Below are 21,034 nucleotides of genomic sequence, written 5' to 3' on the forward strand. Positions count from 1 at the left end.
GAAGGAGGAAATGTGATGATCTTAAATGAAGGGCGTGCAACAGAGCACAAAAAATCAATGGAATCCTATTTAGCACCGCTCGTCAGGGAGATCGCTCCTTCGGGTATTCGTAAATTTTTTGATCTAGTATCTGCTAATAAAGATATTATTACACTTGGTGTAGGTGAGCCAGATTTTGTTACACCATGGCACGTACGTGAAGCGTGTGTATACTCTTTAGAACGAGGACGTACAGGATATACCTCTAATGCAGGAATGCCTGAACTTCGTGAGGCTATTGGTCAATATTTGGATACGAACTTCCAAATTACATATGATCCTGCGAAGCAGATTCTGGTTACCGTAGGGGGGAGCGAAGCGATCGATTTAGCACTACGTGCATTGATCGTTCCGGGTGATGAAATCCTTATTCCTGAACCATGTTATGTGTCGTATTCGCCGATTACTGCTATTGGTGGAGGCATACCAGTGGGTATTGAAACAACGTCTGCGAATGGTTTTAAATTAACTGCGGAGGCTTTGGAAGCAAAGATTACACCTAGATCCAAAGTAGTGATATTATCTTATCCAAGCAATCCCACAGGGGCAATTATGACATATGAGGATTGGCTACCTATTGCTAAAGTGATAGAGAAACATGATCTCATTGTTATTTCTGATGAAATTTATGCTGAACTTACTTACGGTGAGAAGCATGTTAGCTTTGCCTCTATTCCTGGGATGATGGATCGAACCGTGTTAGTCAGTGGATTCTCTAAAGCATTTGCTATGACAGGATGGCGTATGGGCTATGCATGTGCACATGAAGATCTCATTGCAGCGATGTTAAAGATCCATCAGTATACGGTAATGTGTGCTCCAGTGATGGGCCAAGTTGCTGCATTAGAGGCACTAACATCCAATGGCCTAGAGGAAAAAGATCGGATGATGGAATCCTATAACCAGCGTAGACGATTGATTGTTCAGGGGTTGCGTGATATCGGGCTTGATTGTCATGAACCTCAGGGGGCATTTTACGCATTCCCGAGCATTCAAAGTACGGGGTTATCATCCGATGATTTTGCGCAAAGACTGCTTGTGGAAGCTCGAGTGGCAGCTGTTCCAGGTAACGTTTTTGGACTCGGCGGTGATGGTTTCCTCCGTTGTTCATATGCGACCTCGGTTGCTCAACTGACTGAGGCACTTGAGCGAATAGGCGGATTTGTAGAAAAACTGAAAAAAGGCTGAGTCTAGCGGAATATTTTTTCAAATTAACAATATGTACACTTTTATTATTAGTATTTTATGTTATAATTTGTCTTTAAGAGCAGAAACTATCTAATGGAGGGATCGATTTGTTTTGTGCTGATTATGATATGCCCAAATATCGGGGGGGTTATATCTCCGAAGGGAAGATTGGTAAATGGCCAAGCAAAACGATTGAATCTTCGAATAGAGAATTTACGTTGGAAGATGAGATTCGAATGCTCCGCAGCAAAATGGAACAAATATTTGTCCAAGAGCAGTCATTTACTTCTGATATCGTTATTGAAATTAGTAGTTTACTAGACTTAAAGATAAATGAATATATGAAAAACTTTCTCCCTAAAAAATAATATGTAGATTACAAGGAGGCTCGAAACGATGAGCCTTCTTTTTATCTGTTCACTATTTATGCTATATTGGTCTTATTATTGATTGGGGGAACAGACATTGAAACGTATTGGACAATGGCTTCTGATTTGTGTGAGTATCTTGATGTTGGCAGGTTGTGGGAAAGATGATGCAGATGTTTCTATTTTTATGACAGATATTTCACAAAATGTTTCTGACATTAGGGAGCCGTTAGAACAGAAATTACAAGAGAAACTTGGAGAAGATCTTAAGGTGAGCATCTCGGCAGCGGCATTATACGTTGAGCAAAAAGTATTGATAGAATACGCGGCTGGGGAACATGAGATTATGATTGTGCCTGAAGATGTTATGAAACGATATAGTCAGCAGGGGGCTCATAGGGTTCTTGATGAGGAGTTCGATGCTGAGAAATATCCCGAAGGCGTGTTTGAGGGTGGCGTAACGGATGAAACAACAAATGAGATTGTTACTGAGAAGCATCTTTTTGCAATTCCTCTTTCAAAAATGAAAATATTTGAAGGTATGAACTTCAAAACGGAAGGTTTGTTTGCTACCATTCCATTCACCTCTAATTCAGTTGAGAATTCAGTTAAAGTGTTGAAGCTTATGATTGGGGAATAATAGGACAAGCAACGCTCCAAGAACTAAGTATATGCTTCCGGAGCGAGTTTTTGACGTAGTAATATCAAGGAGTAACGCTCCAAAAACTAAGAACATGCTTCCGATGCGAGTTTTTGGAACGTAGAATTATCGAGGAGCCTAGCTCTCCAAAAACTTTTAGGAGGATTCCAATGAAAGTATACACACGTACAGGCGATAAGGGTGAAACCTCTGTTATTGGAGGTAGAGTAATCAAAGATGATAATCAAGTGGAAGCTTATGGAACGATAGATGAACTGAATTGTTTCGTAGGGCAAGTCATTAGCCTTATGGAAGAAGAATTATTTGCTGATCTGAAGGAACAGTTGCTTATGATTCAACATGAGTTGTTTGATTGTGGTTCTGATTTAGCGTTTGTTAACCTTAGTGAGAGTAAATATAAAGTGACAAGTGAATTGGTAGAGCGATTGGAACTTTGGCTAGACACCTGTGAGAAAGAGAATCCACCGCTCGAGCGATTTATTCTCCCTGGTGGAGATATGATATCTTCGACTCTTCATGTTTGCCGTACAGTGTGTCGTAGAGCAGAGCGTAGAACCGTTACTTTAGGCAAGGAAAAGGATATCAATCCCGATGTACGTAAATATTTAAACCGTCTGTCTGATTATTTCTTCGTGATTGCAAGAACGGTGAATGCACGTAAAGGAGTAGCAGACATCGAATATGTACGTAGTCAAAAGGTGTTTAAATCAGAGAAATGAGCCAATATTATAATCCGATAGCATACGTAGTTTCCGACGAAGAAGAGGGATGGAAACTAAAGACGATTTTGCATAAAAAAATGAACATTTCTCGCAAACTGTTAACACGATTGAAACAGACCGAGGAAGGGATTAAGCTCAATGGCGAGAGAGTGTATATTAGCGTTCATGTAAGGAGTGGAGATAGGGTTGAAATACGGATGGAGCAGGAGACTTCTGAAGATATTTTACCTCAGCCCATTCCTTTTGATATTTTATTTGAAGATGACCATTTGTTGATCGTGAATAAAGAGGCTGGCATCATTGTTCATCCTACTAGTGGTCATTATACCAATACGTTAGCAAACGGAGTCGTTCATTATTGGCTTGAACAAGGGAAATCTTATCGGTTCCGACCGGTTCACAGACTTGATCAAGAGACAACAGGTGTCTTAGTTATCGCGAAGAATCCCTATGTCCATCAACATATCTCGCAGCAGATGATTGATGGAGATGTTGATAAGAAATATATCGCGTTGGTTCATGGCTTACCGAGTCCCACTGAGGGAATGGTAGATGGTCCTATTGATAGAGACCCATTGGATCCTCATCGTAGAATTGTGACACCAACAGGGTATAGTTCACTGACACGATACTGGGTTATTGAACGATACAATCAGACGAGTATGGTACAACTAAAATTAGAGACAGGTAGAACTCATCAGATCCGTGTACACATGACGTCAATAGGGTGTCCTTTGATAGGAGACTCGTATTATCGCCATCCTATTTATGCCGAAATGAAAATGGATCAAGTAGATGAACTCGCTAGCACTGACTCTCAAAAGACAATGATGGATGAGAATGAAGTGGTTAGGATTGATCGACTGATATTCCGTCAAGCATTACATGCATCGGAGTTGTCCTTTGTTCATCCGATTCTGCAAGAACGGATGACCATTACTGCACCTCTTCCATCTGATATGGAAACACTACGAAATCAATTACTTGACCATTCAATTCAGGAGGGACAATAAATATGAGCAACCTTGTTATTTTTCAATATCCAAAGTGTAGTACATGTCGTAATGCTATGAAATGGTTGCGTTCTAATGGACATGACCTTGAAATTCGTCATATCGTTGAGGAGCCTCCAACGGTCTCTGAATTAAATGAATTAATTGATAACAGTGGGCTAGAACTCAAGAAATTTTTCAATGTGAGTGGTGAAGTATATAAGAGTTTAGGTCTAAAGGATAAGCTTGGCAACATGACCCGCGAAGAGCAGATTGAGCTACTCTCGTCAAATGGAATGTTAATCAAACGACCTATTGTAAGTAATGGGGAGCATGTAACGCTAGGCTTTAAAGAAGAGCAATATGCCAATATTTGGGGAAGCTAGTATTTCGACAATGCCCTGTTAGAGGTATGATATACTATACCTATCACCGCCTTTTGTGCGGAAGAAAGAGTTATATAAGGAGCGGTTAAAAGAGTGACAAGTCAAAAACAACAATCGTTAATGCTAGTCGATGGTATGGCTTTATTATTTAGAGCGTATTTTGCATCGGCTTCTAGTGGATATATTCGTCGTACAAAGGCTGGCGTTCCTACCAATGCTATCTATGGATTTGTACGTTATTTTTGGGACGCTGTACAGACCTTCGAGCCAAGTCATGTCGTGTGCTGTTGGGATCTAGGTGGGACTACTTTTCGTGCGCAAGAATATTCAGCTTATAAAGGAAATCGTTCGGAAGCACCTGAAGATCTAATCCCTCAATTTTCGCTGATCCGTGATGTGATTGAGAGTTTTGGAATTCCTAATGTTAGTTATCAAGGGTTTGAGGCAGATGATTGCATTGGTACGTTAGCAACACAAATCAGTCAAGAAATGAATGTCACAATATTAACGGGCGATCATGATTTACTTCAACTCGTGAGTCCAACTACGAGTGTCATTATTATGAAAAAAGGTCAAGGTAATTATAAAGTATATACACCTGAATCTTTATATGAAGAAAGACAACTTCATCCTCGCCAAATCATTGATATGAAGGCACTTATGGGGGATGCTAGTGATAATTACCCTGGTGTTCGTGGGATAGGAGAAAAGACGGCTATCAAACTTATACAGGAATATGACTCTATTGAAGGGATTCTAGAGAACCTTGATCAGCTCTCTTCGAGTGTACGTACTAAGATTGAGAATGATCTAGATATGCTACATTTATCACGTAGGCTCGCCGAAATTCATTGTGAAGTTCCCGTAGAGTGCGCCGTGGATGGTTGCCAGCTTGAAATAGACGATGTTCTGATATCGTCGAAATTCGAAGAATTGGAAATGAAGAGTCTATGTCAATTGATTGGAGTTGAAGCGGTCTAGGTGAGCAGATCATGGTTCAAATCCAAGAGAATAAGTAGAGTAGGTATTGGAATGCTATCTGTAGTTATGACATTATCCTTTGTACTACCTGGATATATGAATACATCCTATGCAGCCTCCACCTCTGCTATCAGAAATGAAGTGAAAAAGGTAACAGTTAGTGGACGAAGCTTTACTGTTCAGACCATGTCTATTCCTAAAGGAGTCCCAACTACTGTTGGGCTGGCAAAGGGGAAAGTAGGGCTAACGCAAGACTTCAATGCTATCGTAAAAGCATATCGCGGAGAAGCTGCGATAAATGGGGCTTTCTTCGAAGCTTATGGAGGCCCACCTGATCCTTATGGCAATCTCATTGTGGACGGAAAGATTGTGCATATGGGACACTATGGGACGACGATTGGTTTTAAAGCTGACGGAACCGCACTTATGGATAGACTTAGATTAAGTCTCAAGGGCACAGTATCTAGAACTGTAGGCAGCCCTTTGAGTTGGTATGCGACCTTTGTGAACAGGACACCTTCGACGAATGCTAATGTTAGCATTTTATATACAGAGAAGCGTGGCAGTAATGTTGGATTTAAGGGTGGAATTGCCGTTGTGATGGAGAACGGTAAAGTTACCAAGAAAGTGCCGAATGATAATGTTATGATTCCGAAGAATGGTTATGTTCTCGTATGTAACGGTACAGAAAAGCCGATGGCTGAACGCTTTGAACTTGGAGCAGATGTGGAGATGAACGTTACTTATCAAGATGATCAGGGACGAGCCCTTCCTTGGGAGGAAGTCATTACGGCAGTTGGAGCTGGACCGCGACTTGTGAAGGACAGTAAGGTTGCATTAACGCCTACGGCTGAAGGATTTAAAGATCAGAAAATATTAAGTAGTGCTGCTGCACGTAGTGGAATTGGGATCATGGCAGATGGCTCTGTTATGATTGCAACAATATCGGGCGCAACGATGAAGCAGTGGGCTGAAGTAATGCAGAAACTGGGTGCAAAGCAAGCCATGAATTTGGATGGAGGTGCGTCCTCTGCGCTGTATGGTAGAGGGAAAGTACTGACTTCAGCAGGACGACTACTTAGTAATACGTTAGTATTTGGGAATAACCTAAATAGAAATCCGTGAATTAATAATATAACAAATGATCAACATGACCACGCCCTATTTATGAGGCGTGGTTTTGTTATTCATTGGTAATTATCAAGATGTTGTCACTTATTGTGTCTTATCGTTGTATCTACAAAAAGAATACTATAATATAATAGGGGGAATTCAGCTTAAGCAGAAGGGAATGTTGACACATGGGTTTATTAGGAGCGATTGAAGCAGGCGGAACTAAATTCGTCTGTGGTATAGGTACGAAGGATGGTGAAGTTGTAGAGAGAGTTAGTTTTCCAACAACAACGCCAGAAGAGACGATGGCTCAGGTAGTCGCTTTTTTTGAAGGAAAAGACATCGAAGCAATCGGTATTGGTTCTTTCGGACCCATTGATCCCATTAAAGAAAGCGATACATATGGTTATATTACGACCACACCAAAACCTCATTGGAGCCAGTATGATATCGTTGGACATATGAAATCACATTTTGATATGCCGATAGGTTTCGATACAGATGTGAATGGGGCAGCGCTTGGAGAACATTTATGGGGTGCTGGACAAGGTCTAGATAGCTGTATGTATATTACAGTGGGTACGGGTATTGGAGCAGGAGCTGTCGTTAATGGGAAAATGTTGCATGGATTATCTCATCCTGAAATGGGACATATCATCGTTCGTCGCCATCCAGAAGATTCGTATAAGGGAACGTGCCCTTATCATGCAGATTGTTTAGAGGGATTAGCTGCAGGTCCAGCAATTAGCGGGCGTTCTGGATTACAAGGTGTTGAACTAGGTGTGGATCATCCGGCATGGGAGATGGAAGCGTACTATTTAGCACAAGCTTTAATGAATTATATATTGATACTCTCCCCGCAAAAGATCATTATGGGCGGTGGCGTTATGAAGCAGCGTCAACTATTTCCATTGATTCATCGTGAGCTCCGTACTCTTCTGAATGGATATGTACAGCATTCATCGATTAATAAAGATATCGAGCAATATATTGTCTCTCCAATACTAGGTGATAATGCAGGACTATGTGGTGCATTAGCACTTGCACGGTTAGCACTTGAGGAAGCTTAATTTCGAATACGTGTAGATATGAATTCTCGTTGACGAAATGACAGTATATGGTATTATAGGGATAACAGTATAACATGGTTCGACCGAGGAAGCACCTCTCTTACATTATTGTAAGGGGGGGGCTTTTTTTGCGTGTTGTACTGAATGAGGGGGAGGGATGTAATATGCAGATTGTTTTCATGAATCGATTAGTCAAAGGATCTAGAAGTGATGAGGAAACGGCAGCACAAGTATGGATTGGTGAAGAGGAAGGTATTTGGCATCTAGGATGGCGAGATTTCCAGATCAATGAAGAATACCTTGATTCCTCATGGTACGAAGGTGTCTCATGGAATGAGTTGCTGTGTATCTATCGTCACGGCCTCGCCATCAAGCTTGGAGAAGGTTACAGACCTATCATAGAGGGCGTATTTCATGAAGAGGAAGAACAACGTTATCGTGGTCAAAGTGTGCAGAAATTATATTGTTATAGTGAATTTCATCCTGAAGAAGAATTATATAACGAGTTATGCGCATGGAGACGTAGGAGAGCTGTCTCTGAACGTAAGGCTCCGTATTTCATTGCAAGTAATAAATTATTAAGACTAATTAGTAGTTTTATCCCTCACACTGCGGATGAACTAATGCAACTGCCAGGAGTGGGAGATCACAAAGCGGGGGACTATGGCACTGATATTTTAGAGATCACAGCTAAAGTAACACGCAATCATATCTTCCCATTAAATTGGGTTTACACTGAATTGAACGAAGAGGTGTATATGACTTGGGTATTCAAGCAGAAGGAACAGAAATACAAGCTTGAACTTGATCAGTATAGGATGCGTCGTACGCTTATGATGGGAATATCGGAAGGTAAGAACGTTGAACAGTTAGAGCAGGCATGTAACTCGCCTCGGAAAGAAATCATTGAAGCTTTGGAGGAACTGGAGAAAGAAGGTTATGACACCGAGCATCTTATACAGATTGAACTGCAAGAAATGGCTATTGTCGAGCAGGATGCTGTATGGTCGGCATTTGAAGAACTCGGAGATATGTTCTTGAAGCCAGTACTACAGAAAGTGTATGGGGAAGGTAAAGATTCGATGGCTAGAGGAAATATTGATCAATTATATGAACGTATACGAATGATTCGTATTCGGTTTCGACGGGATCAGGAAGCTAGACGCAACGTCGGTTAAATATGACACAAGGACGAAAGATTCTCTGTAGACAGAGCGTCTTTCGTCCTTGTGCTATGATTAGAGCCAATCCTTTTTCTTGAATATGAGGAACATACCGAAACCTAAGGAAGCCATGATACCGATGATCATGAAATAACCGTATTTCATGTGTAATTCAGGCATGTTGTCAAAGTTCATTCCATAAATCCCGGTAATCAGTGTTAAAGGAATGAAGATGGTTGTAATGGCTGTAAATACTCTCATAATTTCATTCGCTCGGTTAGCGATACTGGACTGGTAAGCTTCTCGTAAGTTACCCATTAGATCACGATACGTTTCGAATGTTTCTGTGATTTTTACAGCATTTTCATAAATATCACTGAAATATTTCTGAAGCTGGTCGTCGATTAGTCGAAGATCTTTCTTATTGAGAATGTTAATGACTTCTTTTTGCGGTCCGAGTACCTTCTTCAGCCATAATATTTCACTTCGAAGTCCAATAATTTCGATAAGATGAGATTTCTTAGTATGCATTAGAATGTCTTCTTCTAATTTCTCGATTTTGGCTTCGATTCGATCCCCAACAGTAAAATAGTTATCGACAACTAAGTCAATGAGTAGATATAAGAATCGATCAGGTGAACTAACCTCTTGCTCCCAAAGGATGGGTTTCAATGAGCGGAGCTCATTTATTTTTTGATTCGTAACGGTAATAATATAATTTCTCCCTAAGAATACACTGAGGGCGCGCAGGAAAATTTCTTCATCATCGAACCGGATGCTGTTTACTACGATGAAGTAGTGGTTCTCATATATTTCAATCTTAGGACGTTGTTCATCCTCACTAAGACAGTCTTCAACAGCTAAGTCATGTAAAGAGAAGAGAGGTTGCAATAAAGTGAGGTCTTCTGCATCTGCGTCGATCCAGTAGAATCCTTCCTCAGGTGGTGTTAGTGTAGTTTGGATGTCATCAATGGGGGTAAATACCCCTGTATTAACCAATCGAATTTTCATTAGTAGTCACTCCTTCATCCCCATGATCTGCCATGGGTAGCGCTAAGTTACGCGCATAGAAAAGAGCTCAGTCTTTTTATTGGAGTGAAGTTAAAGGTAAGGTAAGATGATCCTTACACACGGAGAAATTGAATAGCTCCTTCCTCCAACAGGCTGGTTCTAGTCCTATGCGGTTGTGTTACATCATTCATCAGCTGGGGTTTCGGGTCGCCGTCCATCTTCCATGTCACCTCTTCTTCGTTTTAGGAATGTAATACTTGTCTAGTATAACGTCCTCCTAACATCCTTTCAAGAAGAAAAAAGGTTGTTACGTCTAGTCTATAGCTTATGATCATTTCGTGATCTAGGTGTTAACGGATTGAAAAATTTCTGTAAAAAAGCAGTTCGCTTCTTGACGAAGGTAACGTTATGATTTAAAGTGAATTCAGGTATAAATATTACCAAAATTAATTAAAATACAAATGAATAAAGCGAAATCTTATCAAGAGCAGGTGGAGGGACAGGCCCGATGAAACCCGGCAACCGGCGTTTAATAACGCACGGTGCTAATTCTTGCAGGAAGATTTGTCGAATTGTCGGCAAGTCCTTCTTGAGAGATGAGAGAGGCGCATAGATTAACGATGATGACCTTTCTCCTATGGATATTTCCTATGGATTTAGGTTGTTTTTGTTTATAGAACCCTTTCCTCATGATTATCGCCGATGTCAACCAAAGGAGTGTAATCAGCATGCCGATTAAGATTCCAGATACGTTACCCGCGAAGGAAATACTTGCTGGGGAGAACATTTTTGTCATGGATGAAAGTCTTGCTTATCACCAAGATATACGTCCCCTGCGAATAGCGATTCTCAATTTAATGCCTACGAAGGAAACGACGGAAACACAATTACTCCGTCTCCTTGGGAACTCACCCCTTCAGGTAGAGATTGTATTGTTACATCCAAGCTCACATATTTCCAAGAATACATCTGAGGAATATTTGAGAACATTCTATAAAACATTTGATGAAGTAAAATTTAGTCGGTTTGACGGTCTGATTATTACAGGAGCACCTGTGGAACAAATGGAATTCAGAGATGTTAACTATTGGGATGAGTTACAAGAAATATTTGAATGGAGTAAGACCCATGTAACATCGACACTTCATATATGTTGGGCTTCTCAAGCAGGGCTCTACTATCACTTTGGAGTTCCGAAATACGAACTGGACGAGAAAGTATTTGGGGTATTCCCACATACGGTCAATTCACCAAATGTTAAGTTATTGAGAGGGTTTGATGAAGTATTTCATGCGCCTCATTCCCGTCATACGGAAGTTCGTCGTGAGGATATTGAAGGCATCCCTGAACTTGAGATCTTGTCAGAATCTGAAGAGGCAGGTATTTACATTGTAGCTACGAAAGATGGCAAGCAAATATTTGTTACGGGTCACTCCGAATATGATCCATTTTCGTTGAAGTGGGAATATGAACGTGATGTAGCCAAAGGCTTAGTAATAGACTTACCTAAACATTATTACCCTAAAAATGATCCTACGCGTATGCCTCCTGCAATATGGCGTGCACATGCAAGTTTATTATTCGCAAATTGGCTGAATTATTATGTATACCAAGAGACACCTTTTGATATTGGAGAAACGCTGGAAGTATGGCCGCAAATATAAAGGCAAAAAAAGGGGAGAAGAAGTATGAAGGAGACAAGGTTACGAATAGAGAGTAGGTTGGCTCAGATTGGATCCATTGAGGAACCAGTGACAGGAGCAATCAATTTCCCGATCTATCAAGCTACAGCTTTTCGCCATCCTCAGCTAGGGAAAAGTACAGGATTCGATTACTCACGGACGAAGAATCCAACCCGTAAAGTGTTAGAAGATGCTTCGGCTCAACTAGAATCTGGCGATGCAGGCTTCGCATGTAGCTCAGGAATGGCTGCATTACAGACTGTCTTCGCGATGTTCAGCCAAGGGGATCATCTCATTGTCTCATTAGATTTATACGGTGGTACATATCGACTATTCGAACGAATTCTTTCCAGATTTGGAATAACGGCCTCTTACGTGGACACGAATGATCTGGATGCATTAGAGAGTAACAGACGCCCGAACACGAAGGCAGTTTTTATTGAGACACCTACGAATCCATTGATGATGATTACGGATATTGAAGCAGTCTCTCTTTGGGCACAAAGACACCAATTGCTTACGATTGTAGATAACACATTAATGACACCGTTCTTTCAGCGTCCGTTGGAACTCGGAGCCGATATTGTTGTTCATAGTGCAACGAAGTATCTGGGTGGCCATAACGATGTATTGGCAGGAATCATTGTAACGAAAGGTAAGGAATTATCAGAAGAGATGTTCTTCCTTCATAATTCTATCGGATCTGTACTCGGACCGACAGATTCTTATCAACTGATGCGTGGAATGAAGACATTGGCACTGCGAATGGAGAGACATGAGAGTAATGCGATTCGGCTAGCTGAATTCTTAACTACGCATATTGCCGTAGCGGAAGTATTTCATCCCGTACTGAAGGATCACCCAGGACATGATATTCAGAAGAAGCAATGTAGTGGTAACACGGGGATTTTCTCTTTTAAAGTGACAGATGCTCGTTACGTAGAGCCCTTACTTAGACATATTAAATTGATTGCTTTTGCAGAAAGTCTCGGTGGTGTGGAATCATTGATGACGTATCCAGCAGTTCAAACCCATGCAGATATCCCTCTGGAGATTCGTGAGGCGATTGGGGTGGACGATAGATTACTTCGCTTCTCTGTTGGTATAGAACATGTGGAGGATTTAATCGCAGATCTTGGAGGGGCACTAGATGCAGCTCGGGAAGAAATTGAAGGGGGACAACAAGGATGAGTAATCAACAAGAATCCGGAAACCATTCTCAAGCAGACTTTGCTACGAAGCTAATCCATTTTGGATCGGAAATTGACCGTACGACTGGAGCATCTAGCGTTCCAATCTATCAAGCATCAACATTTCATCATGAAGATGTATTTAATCCACCTCAATATGATTACAGCCGTTCTGGAAATCCTACGCGTCAAGCGTTAGAAGATTATATTGCTCTATTAGAAGGTGGCGAGCGCGGGCTAGCCTTCGCTTCAGGAATGGCAGCAATCTCGAGTACATTTATGTTGTTTTCCTCAGGAGATCATGTGATTGTTACGGAAGATGTATACGGTGGAACGTATCGACTCTTAACAAGTATCCTTAGCAGATTAGGTATTGAGACTACCTTCGTTGACATGACAGATTTAGAACAGGTAAAAGGAGCCCTTAAGTCTAATACAAAGGCTGTTTATATGGAGACACCGTCTAATCCTACATTGAAAATTACAGACGTAGCAGCTGTCACCAACTGGGCTAAAGAGAATGATCTTATTACCATGTTGGACAATACGTTTATGACGCCTTACTATCAACGTCCAATTGAACAAGGTGTGGATATTGTTATCCATAGTGCGACTAAATTTCTAGGAGGGCACAGTGACGTTCTAGCTGGACTTACTGTAGCTCGCACTGCTTCATTGGGACAACAGTTAAAGCAGCTTCAGAATGGATTAGGTACCGTTCTAGGTCCGCAGGATTCGTGGCTCCTTATTCGTGGAATGAAGACGCTGAAAGTGCGTATGAATCAAAGTGAAATTAGTGCTGGGAAGCTGGCTTCTTGGCTTAATGAAAGAAAAGATATTTCTTCTGTGTTCTATCCTGGATTGAAAGACCACCCGGGCAGAGAAATTCATGAGAAACAGTCCACTGGGTATGGCGCAGTCGTGTCCTTCGATGTTGGATCAGGTGAACGTGCAAAGAAAGTGCTCAATAAAGTTCAGATCCCTTTGGTTGCCGTAAGCTTGGGGGCTGTTGAGAGTATTTTATCTTATCCTGCGATGATGTCTCATGCTGCTATGCCAGTCGAAGTTCGTGCTGAACGAGGTATTACGGACGGATTACTTCGCTTCTCTGTTGGTTTAGAGGATATTGAGGATCTAATTAATGATCTCAATCAGGCACTGCAAGAGGACTAAGAACGAATGACAAACAGCATCGTTTATACGGTGCTGTTTTTCTTGTGAGTCCATTATGTTAAGATGGAATAGTTGGAATGTCATTCTTATTATCATATTATTTATTATCATATTAAGGGAGGTTGCCTTTATGAATACAGTAGATCGTATATTAGAAAAAGCAATTCGAGGAGAACGTCTTAATCTAGAAGAAGGCGTTAGACTTATGGAGAGTAACGAGATTGAGAAGTTAGGACATACAGCAGATATTCTCATGAAACGGATACACCCTGAGCCGATTACGACTTTCGTTATTGGACGCAACGTTAACTACACTAACATTTGTGATACATATTGTCGTTTCTGTGCGTTCTACAGAGCACCGGGTTCAACTGAAGGTTATGTGTTACCGAATGAAGCCATCTATCAGAAGATTAAAGAAACGGAGGATGTAGGTGGTACCGAAATTTTGATGCAAGGTGGAACGAATCCTGATCTTCCATTTCATTATTACACGGACCTGCTCAAAGGGATAAAACAACGTTTCCCTAACATTACGATGCATTCCTTCTCACCAGCTGAAATACGTACGATGCATAAGGTTTCAGGATTATCACTAGAAGAAGTCGTTCGCGAGCTGCATGAAGCGGGTCTTGATTCGCTTCCGGGCGGAGGCGCCGAAATTCTGGATGATCGTATTCGTAAAAAGATTAGCCGATTGAAAGGCACTTGGCGCGAATGGATGGACGTTATGCAAATTGCGCACAAGCAAGGCATGAACACTAGTGCTACGATGGTTATTGGTTTTGGCGAGACAATGGAAGAGAGAGCACTTCATATGTTGCGTATTCGTGACGCGCAAGATGAGTGCATTACGAATAAGTATAACTCCAAAGGGTTCTTGGCATTCATCCCATTTACTTTTCAACCGGATAATACGAACTTTGTACGTGAACGTGAGACACCGGAAGCTTATCTGAAGACTGTCGCTGTTGGTCGTATCTTACTTGATAATGTGCCTCATTTACAGTCTTCATGGGTAACGATGGGACCTGAAATTGGTAAATTATCATTGAGCTACGGATGTAATGATTTCGGAAGTACGATGATGGAAGAAAACGTGGTATCCTCTGCTGGAGCAGTTCATAAGGTGAATATAGAATCTATCGTTCAATTGATCCGTGATGCGGGTAAAATTCCAGCTCAACGAAACACCAAATATGATATCTTGAAAGTGTTTGAAGATGGAACAAAGATTGATCGTGATTTTGTAATGCAAAATTAAATATTACCCAATTTGAGGGGCTGTCCTAAAAGGTCTGTATATGACCTCTAGGATCAGTCCCTTTTTTTAAATATAAGAAAGTATAAGTTTCACTAGATAGATTGAACTAAAGTTTGCTCTCCCAAGTTCAGGGTTCGTCTTTAGTTCAATCTATATTAATACTCTATTCTTTATATTTCCGCTGAAACGGTGTCGTCCTTTGAGAAGGACTTCGCAGCCGTTTCTACTTGTTTCATCGTATGATTCTCACTTGAAAAAAGCATACGGACACGTAACTGAGAAATGTTAGCTTGTTTTCCACTAACCCCTTCCGTATATCCTCTGTTCAGGGACCATATACTTAACAAGGATAATGAAAGGAGTGTTCTCCATGGTACTATTCAGCATATCAGCTACGACAGCGGCCGCAGAAAAAGTAACATTTGAAAACATTGTTTCGAGAAAAAACAAAGAACTACATAAGAAATACAAGACATTGAAATTCTCATGTATTTCAAGTGAAGGCACCTCAGTATGGCAATGCATGGGGAATGAACAAAAGATCTCCTTGGGTGATGGAATGACCGCTCTATACGAGCTTGCTGCAGAGGCAGCAGCTGAAATCATCTTAGAAATAAAGGAACAACATATAATTAGAACGTTGCTTCGGGATGAGTTTGACTTCTCCGGTAAAGAGGAGTCTGAGCGAATTATTAAGCATTGCGTCTCTTTGTTAGAGAAAGGGAAAGGCACTCCGAACGAACCATGGAAACGTCGTTATCGGATGCTCTCTAAGAGCTTACAACAATGCTTAGTGGAGAGTTCTGTGTTAAATATAGATGGATTTATTTCTTTTCGACTTCAAAATTATGGCATAGAACTGCGGGAAATTATCGAATACGCCGTAGACGAGTTCTTAGTTGATCGACAGTATGAAGAGTTTGTAGGTCTACTCAAGTACTTCGTGTATTTTCAGGAGCCACAAATTCCATTAGTTCATGTCGTTCATAAGGGCGGACAGGAACTGTTATTATTTGATGAGAATATGAATCCATTGGAAACCAAATTAAATGAAGGTGTTTTTGTTGAAAGAATTGATCAACAAGATATGGAGATGGAAGATGCCGTTGTTAGTACACTTATTTCGGTATCCCCAGCTAAATTAATACTTCATACACGTGATTCACAAATGCCAGCGGTCAAAACGTTGTTACAAATATTCGATAAACGAGTAGAAATATGCCACTATTGCCCAAACTGCGATGTTTTCTTTAGGGAGAAAGAGAAGATATGACTTGACGTTTAGTGTCAGCTAGAATTATAATAACTGTTAAATTGACCAAAAGCATTGATGAAGACATGGACCACGAAGAATAGGGCTGTTTAGAGAGAGGGAACATTGGCTGTAATTCCCTTCAGTACCGACGTTGGTTTACCCCTTTGTAGTTGCAATTATGAACTCTTCTATTGGATATACCTTAGAGGACAGTAAGAATTGCCGGTTCATTACCGTTACACAATGCTGATGAAGGACATTGTTTGTGCATTCAACGTTTAAAGGAATGTAGTTATTCAATTGTCAAATTAGGGTGGAACCACGGGTGATAACACTCGTCCCTTGACCGGGATGGGTGTTTTTTTGTTTTCTTTTTTTTGAATAATAGAAATAATTAGGAGGAATTAACGTGGCAGTTAGTATTAAATTACCGGACGGTTCCGTTCGTGAGTACGCAGAAGGTAGCAGTATTGAAGATGTAGCAGCGTCCATAAGTAGTGGTCTGAAGAAGAGTGCTGTAGCAGGTAAATTTAATGGAGCAGTAGTGGATCTATCCACAACATTAGAAGAAGGAGCACTTATTGAAATTGTGACACTGGATTCGCCTGAAGGTATTGAGGTGATGCGTCATAGTACAGCTCATGTTATGGCTCAAGCTGTGAAGCGTTTGTTCGGGAACAAAGAGGTACATCTTGGCATAGGTCCTGTGATTGAGGATGGGTTCTTTTATGATATGGATCTTGAGCATGGCCTTAACCCAGAGGATTTGCAGAAGATTGAGAAGGAAATGGAACGTATTATTGGTGAGAACTTGCCAATTACTCGTAAAGAAGTTAGTCGTGAAGAAGCGTTACAAATATTCGGTGATCTTGGAGATCCGTATAAGATGGAATTAATTAACAATCTTCCTGAAGATAGCATCATCTCGATATATGATCAGGGTGAGTTCTTCGATCTTTGTCGTGGACCACATCTACCTTCAACTGGAAAAATTAAAGTGTTTAAGTTGATGAATGTTGCGGGAGCGTACTGGCGCGGGGACAGTAAGAACAAGATGTTGCAACGTATTTACGGAACTGTTTTCCCTAAAAAAGCACAATTGGACGAGCATTTGCATTTCTTAGAAGAAGCGAAGAAACGCGATCATCGTAAATTAGGTAAAGAATTGAAGATGTTCACCTTCTCACCACTTGTTGGTCAAGGTCTTCCGTTGTGGTTGCCTAAAGGTGCCAAATTACGTCGTACATTGGAACGTTATATCGTAGATATGGAAGAAAATCTAGGGTATCAACATGTTTATACGCCAGTGCTTGGTAATGTGGAACTTTACAAAACTTCAGGTCACTGGGAGCACTACCAAGAAGATATGTTCCCTAAAATGGAACTTGATAACGAGGAACTCGTGTTACGTCCAATGAACTGTCCTCACCATATGATGGTGTATAAGAGTGACATGCGCAGTTACCGTGATCTACCTATTCGTATTGCGGAATTAGGTATGCAGCACCGTTATGAAATGTCAGGAGCTTTGACAGGATTGCATCGTGTTCGTGCAATGACGCTGAACGATGCGCATATCTTCTGCCGTCCAGATCAGATCAAGGAAGAATTCAAACGTGTTGTTACACTGATTACTAAAGTGTATGAAGACTTTGGAATCAAGGAATACCGCTTCAGATTGTCTTACAGAGACCCTCTGGATACTGAGAAGTATTGGCCAGATGATGAAATGTGGGAATCCACACAACGTATCCTTCGTGAAGTTGTAGAAGAAATGGGGCTTCCATTCTTTGAAGCAGAAGGCGAAGCAGCATTCTACGGTCCTAAGTTGGACGTTCAGGTTAAGACAGCACTTGGTAAGGAAGAGACACTTTCTACAACTCAAATTGACGTTCTGCTTCCTGAAAGATTTGAATTAGAATATGTTGGTGATGATGGTCAGAAACATCGTCCTGTTGTTATCCACCGAGGTATTCTTGGAACGATGGAACGTATGACTGCATTCTTACTTGAGAACTTTGCAGGTTCACTTCCACTGTGGTTGTCTCCGGTTCAAGTTAAAGTTATTCCAGTATCGGGTGCTTTTGAAAGTTACGCTAACGAGGTTGTAGACAAGTTGAAACTTAGTGGTATTTCAGTTGAAGCTGACTTACGTAATGAAAAGCTGGGTTACAAAATTCGTGAAAGTCAACTTGAGAAAATACCTTACATGTTCGTAATAGGTGAGAATGAAATGAATAGTGGTACGGTTGCGATCCGTAAACGTGGCGAGGGAGATATCGGGGCTAAACCTCTCGATGAGGTCATTGCCATGCTGAAGGACGAGATCTCAAATCACCATATTTCATAATTTATAACGATATTTGATTCATAATAGTTATCTGTTTAGTGAAGGATTGTCAGGCCAAGAATACATGGTCTGACAATCCTTTATGTATATATATCTGTTGTAATGGGAACCCTCGCTAGTAAGGGGGAGATTTTCTTATGATTAGAATTAGTGTTTGGCAAAGGATTTTGATATGTGTTTTCTTGATTGGTGTGGTAATTGGGGATAATAAATCCTATGCTGCTTCCATGAGTTATGCAGAGTGTAGCTTTGCTGGAATGCCAGCAAATATATGTTACCAACAACAGCAATATTATGCTCGTAATACTAATACCAAGAATATTGCAACGATATCGACGGTAAAGCAACCGACTAAGCAAGTAACGAAACCAACAGCGAATAAAGTAACAACGCAAACAACAAGTAAAGTTAAGGCTCCGGTCGTTACGGTCTCAGCTCCAAATCAGGAACAGGTCATTCGAACTGTTAAAGTTGTCGCAACAGGTTATACTGCCGGATACGAATCTACAGGTAAAAAGCCAAGCCATCCGGAATATGGGGTTACCTATTCTGGAGTTAAAGTGAAACGTGATAAGAATAAGATATCGACGATTGCTGCGGACCCTAAAGTATTTCCATTAGGTAGCATTCTATATATTCCAGGCTACGGATACGGTGTTGTCGCTGATACTGGTTCTGCCATCAAAGGACGCAAGATAGACCTCTATTTCGCTACAACAAAACAAGTGTATAAAGAATGGGGCAAGAAAAGTGTGGAAGTACAAGTGATTAGGCGAGGAAATGGGAAATGCACAGAAAAGATGTTACGGAGTCTAGGTCAAGCGATCGAAACCTATAAATCATTACCAAGTTTTGTGCTTGAAAAATCGATTTGATTATGAAGACATTTGATTTTTTCCCATGCTGCATAAATTTCTGTCCTTGTTACATACTATGGACTGGGGAAAAGAGTTGTAGCCCTACTTAAAGCTTGCAAATGCAAGTTAAGAGGAGGTGGAAATCTCATGGCAAATAATCAAAATCAGAATCAAAATTCAAGACAAAAGAATGTGCAAGATAACTTTAAAACTCCGGATGAAAAGTTTAACGCTGAATTTGCTGAGGAAAATGGTCAAATTCAGAAACCAAATAAAGTGCAAGAAAATTACAAAACGCCAAATGAAAAGTATAATTCAGAATTTGAATCTCAAGACTAATTTGTGATTCAAGTGTGAGCTCTAACATACCTTTCGGACAAGCAAAGAATGCCCTTAACCTATATGGTGAGGGCATTCTTTATGTTGTTAACGTCTCCGCCTCTAGACTGAGTATTTATCATTCTGAGGTCGGTTTCCGAAATGACAAGTCTGTTGTACACTAAGTATAAAGAAAGAGGATAAGGAGAGCTTAGCATGAGAAAAGGATGGTCTGATCGTTTCTTTGGTGGATTTGTGCTTATAGGTGTAGGTGTTATATTCTTGCTTCAACAAATGGGGTATGTGGATATTAGTTTAGGCTCTATTATTTCGACATACTGGCCGCTGATATTAATATATGTTGGTCTGAAAAACTTGCTAACCTCACGTGGTCAAGGTGGTTCATTCTTAGGTGCGTTCATTCTTATTGCCATTGGAGGGTATTTTCAAGCACGTGCATTAGATTGGGATATTATAAGTCCTGGTGATTTCTTTAAGTACTTAGTGCCTGGATTTTTAATTTTATGTGGACTTCATGTCATATTCAAGCCAAATCGTCCTGCATCTAGTAAGAAAATGAAGGCACCGATTGAGCCTATTGGGTTCCCACCAGAACCATCTGAATTACCGAATTTGTCTGATTTAGATGGAGGATCTCAGTCGACGTTAGATAAGCAATTTGAAGAGAAGTTCGGAACTTCGTTTGGCAATAGAAAAGAAAATGAATTGAAACGCAACAAATTCGATTTTGAATTTGACGATAGCGACGGGTATGAGGAAGAAGATTCGCATCACAAATACGATAGAAGACATAAAAAACATAAATTCAAGGTTGAATTCGACAATTTCGAAAGCTCCGGTAATAGGGAAAAAATAAATAAATCCGCTTTTATTGGTGACGTTCATATGGGACGAGAGTATTTCGAACTAAAGCCCACCAACATATCTCAATTTATTGGAGATACAGTTCTTGATCTAACGAAAGCTCAAATTCCTTATGGTAAAACGAAGATTAATATTTCTGCTTTTATCGGTGATATAAAGATCTATGTTCCCGATGATATGGATTTGGGGATCAAGGTGAACTCAAGTTCCTTTATTGGTGATATGTCCATATTATCTCAATCGAAAAGTGGGTTTATGAGTTCTGTTCAAACTTCCACGCCTTATTTCAGAGAATCTCAAAAGAAAATAGTCATTAATGTCAGTGCCTTTATTGGTGATATTAAAGTCAATACGGTAGGTTAAAGC

At 40.6% G+C, this 21,034-nt stretch carries 20 protein-coding genes and 1 riboswitch; of the genes, 19 read left to right on the plus strand and 1 reads right to left on the minus strand.

The window, feature by feature from the left end; translation table 11 throughout:
* Positions 1–15 precede the first annotated feature (15 nt).
* The 10 genes from BW961_RS07500 (at position 16) to BW961_RS07545 (ending at position 8,698) form a co-directional block, all read left to right on the plus strand.
* On the plus strand, positions 16–1,227 hold the full coding sequence (locus tag BW961_RS07500) for an aminotransferase class I/II-fold pyridoxal phosphate-dependent enzyme (RefSeq protein ID WP_068582936.1): 1,212 nt from the start codon (positions 16–18) through the stop codon (positions 1,225–1,227).
* Positions 1,228–1,334: 107 nt separating this feature from the next.
* Positions 1,335–1,595: an aspartyl-phosphate phosphatase Spo0E family protein gene (locus tag BW961_RS07505; RefSeq protein WP_068582940.1), complete on the plus strand. Its 261-nt coding sequence runs from the start codon at positions 1,335–1,337 to the stop codon at positions 1,593–1,595.
* 97 nt (positions 1,596–1,692) lie between these two features.
* Positions 1,693–2,235: a hypothetical protein gene (locus tag BW961_RS07510; protein WP_082867395.1), complete on the plus strand. Its 543-nt coding sequence runs from the start codon at positions 1,693–1,695 to the stop codon at positions 2,233–2,235.
* Between the two features lie 170 nt (positions 2,236–2,405).
* On the plus strand, positions 2,406–2,975 hold the full coding sequence (locus BW961_RS07515; protein WP_068582945.1) for a cob(I)yrinic acid a,c-diamide adenosyltransferase: 570 nt from the start codon (positions 2,406–2,408) through the stop codon (positions 2,973–2,975).
* Entirely contained in the window at positions 2,972–3,991 is a 1,020-nt protein-coding gene (locus tag BW961_RS07520; protein WP_068582948.1) for an RluA family pseudouridine synthase, read from the plus strand. The genes BW961_RS07515 and BW961_RS07520 overlap by 4 nt, the downstream gene beginning before the upstream one ends.
* Before the next feature lie 2 nt (positions 3,992–3,993).
* Positions 3,994–4,356 (plus strand): arsenate reductase family protein, encoded by a 363-nt coding sequence (locus BW961_RS07525; RefSeq protein ID WP_068582952.1) that lies wholly within the window; start codon positions 3,994–3,996, stop codon positions 4,354–4,356.
* A 120-nt stretch (positions 4,357–4,476) separates the two neighbouring features.
* Positions 4,477–5,337, plus strand: coding sequence for a 5'-3' exonuclease (locus tag BW961_RS07530; protein ID WP_068583462.1), 861 nt, complete (start codon positions 4,477–4,479; stop codon positions 5,335–5,337).
* A complete protein-coding gene (locus BW961_RS07535; RefSeq protein ID WP_244555894.1) occupies positions 5,338–6,462 on the plus strand; it encodes a phosphodiester glycosidase family protein in 1,125 nt (374 codons plus the stop codon).
* 176 nt (positions 6,463–6,638) lie between these two features.
* Entirely contained in the window at positions 6,639–7,520 is an 882-nt protein-coding gene (locus BW961_RS07540; protein ID WP_068582955.1) for an ROK family protein, read from the plus strand.
* Between the two features lie 164 nt (positions 7,521–7,684).
* A complete protein-coding gene (locus tag BW961_RS07545) occupies positions 7,685–8,698 on the plus strand; it encodes an HRDC domain-containing protein (RefSeq protein WP_068583469.1) in 1,014 nt (337 codons plus the stop codon).
* 60 nt (positions 8,699–8,758) lie between these two features.
* Here BW961_RS07545 and corA read toward each other — a convergent pair whose 3' ends face one another.
* Positions 8,759–9,694 (minus strand): magnesium/cobalt transporter CorA, encoded by a 936-nt coding sequence (gene corA / locus BW961_RS07550; RefSeq protein WP_068582958.1) that lies wholly within the window; start codon positions 9,692–9,694, stop codon positions 8,759–8,761.
* A gap of 475 nt (positions 9,695–10,169) precedes the next feature.
* Positions 10,170–10,297: riboswitch (SAM riboswitch) on the plus strand.
* A gap of 125 nt (positions 10,298–10,422) precedes the next feature.
* Between corA and metA the strand changes: the two genes are divergently transcribed.
* From metA to liaF, 9 genes are all read left to right on the plus strand, one after another.
* Complete coding sequence (gene metA, locus BW961_RS07555) at positions 10,423–11,358, plus strand: homoserine O-acetyltransferase MetA (protein WP_068582960.1); 936 nt, start codon at positions 10,423–10,425, stop codon at positions 11,356–11,358.
* A gap of 24 nt (positions 11,359–11,382) precedes the next feature.
* On the plus strand, positions 11,383–12,567 hold the full coding sequence (locus BW961_RS07560) for an aminotransferase class I/II-fold pyridoxal phosphate-dependent enzyme (protein ID WP_068582962.1): 1,185 nt from the start codon (positions 11,383–11,385) through the stop codon (positions 12,565–12,567).
* Complete coding sequence (locus BW961_RS07565; RefSeq protein ID WP_068582965.1) at positions 12,564–13,739, plus strand: trans-sulfuration enzyme family protein; 1,176 nt, start codon at positions 12,564–12,566, stop codon at positions 13,737–13,739. The genes BW961_RS07560 and BW961_RS07565 overlap by 4 nt, the downstream gene beginning before the upstream one ends.
* 130 nt (positions 13,740–13,869) lie before the next feature.
* Complete coding sequence (mqnC, locus tag BW961_RS07570) at positions 13,870–15,003, plus strand: cyclic dehypoxanthinyl futalosine synthase (RefSeq protein ID WP_068582966.1); 1,134 nt, start codon at positions 13,870–13,872, stop codon at positions 15,001–15,003.
* A gap of 370 nt (positions 15,004–15,373) precedes the next feature.
* Positions 15,374–16,276 (plus strand): putative sporulation protein YtxC, encoded by a 903-nt coding sequence (locus tag BW961_RS07575; protein ID WP_068582969.1) that lies wholly within the window; start codon positions 15,374–15,376, stop codon positions 16,274–16,276.
* A gap of 391 nt (positions 16,277–16,667) precedes the next feature.
* Positions 16,668–18,608: a threonine--tRNA ligase gene (gene thrS, locus BW961_RS07580; protein WP_068582972.1), complete on the plus strand. Its 1,941-nt coding sequence runs from the start codon at positions 16,668–16,670 to the stop codon at positions 18,606–18,608.
* A 257-nt stretch (positions 18,609–18,865) separates the two neighbouring features.
* Positions 18,866–19,483: a 3D domain-containing protein gene (locus BW961_RS07585; RefSeq protein WP_394327607.1), complete on the plus strand. Its 618-nt coding sequence runs from the start codon at positions 18,866–18,868 to the stop codon at positions 19,481–19,483.
* Positions 19,484–19,612: 129 nt separating this feature from the next.
* Positions 19,613–19,804, plus strand: a complete 192-nt coding sequence (locus BW961_RS07590) for a hypothetical protein (RefSeq protein WP_068582976.1) — start codon at positions 19,613–19,615, stop codon at positions 19,802–19,804.
* A 195-nt stretch (positions 19,805–19,999) separates the two neighbouring features.
* Positions 20,000–21,031, plus strand: a complete 1,032-nt coding sequence (gene liaF, locus BW961_RS07595) for a cell wall-active antibiotics response protein LiaF (protein ID WP_068582979.1) — start codon at positions 20,000–20,002, stop codon at positions 21,029–21,031.
* Positions 21,032–21,034: the final 3 nt, after the last annotated feature.

This window comes from Paenibacillus macquariensis, from assembly GCF_900156375.1.
GTDB classification, from domain to species: Bacteria; Bacillota; Bacilli; order Paenibacillales; family Paenibacillaceae; genus Paenibacillus_AQ; species Paenibacillus_AQ macquariensis.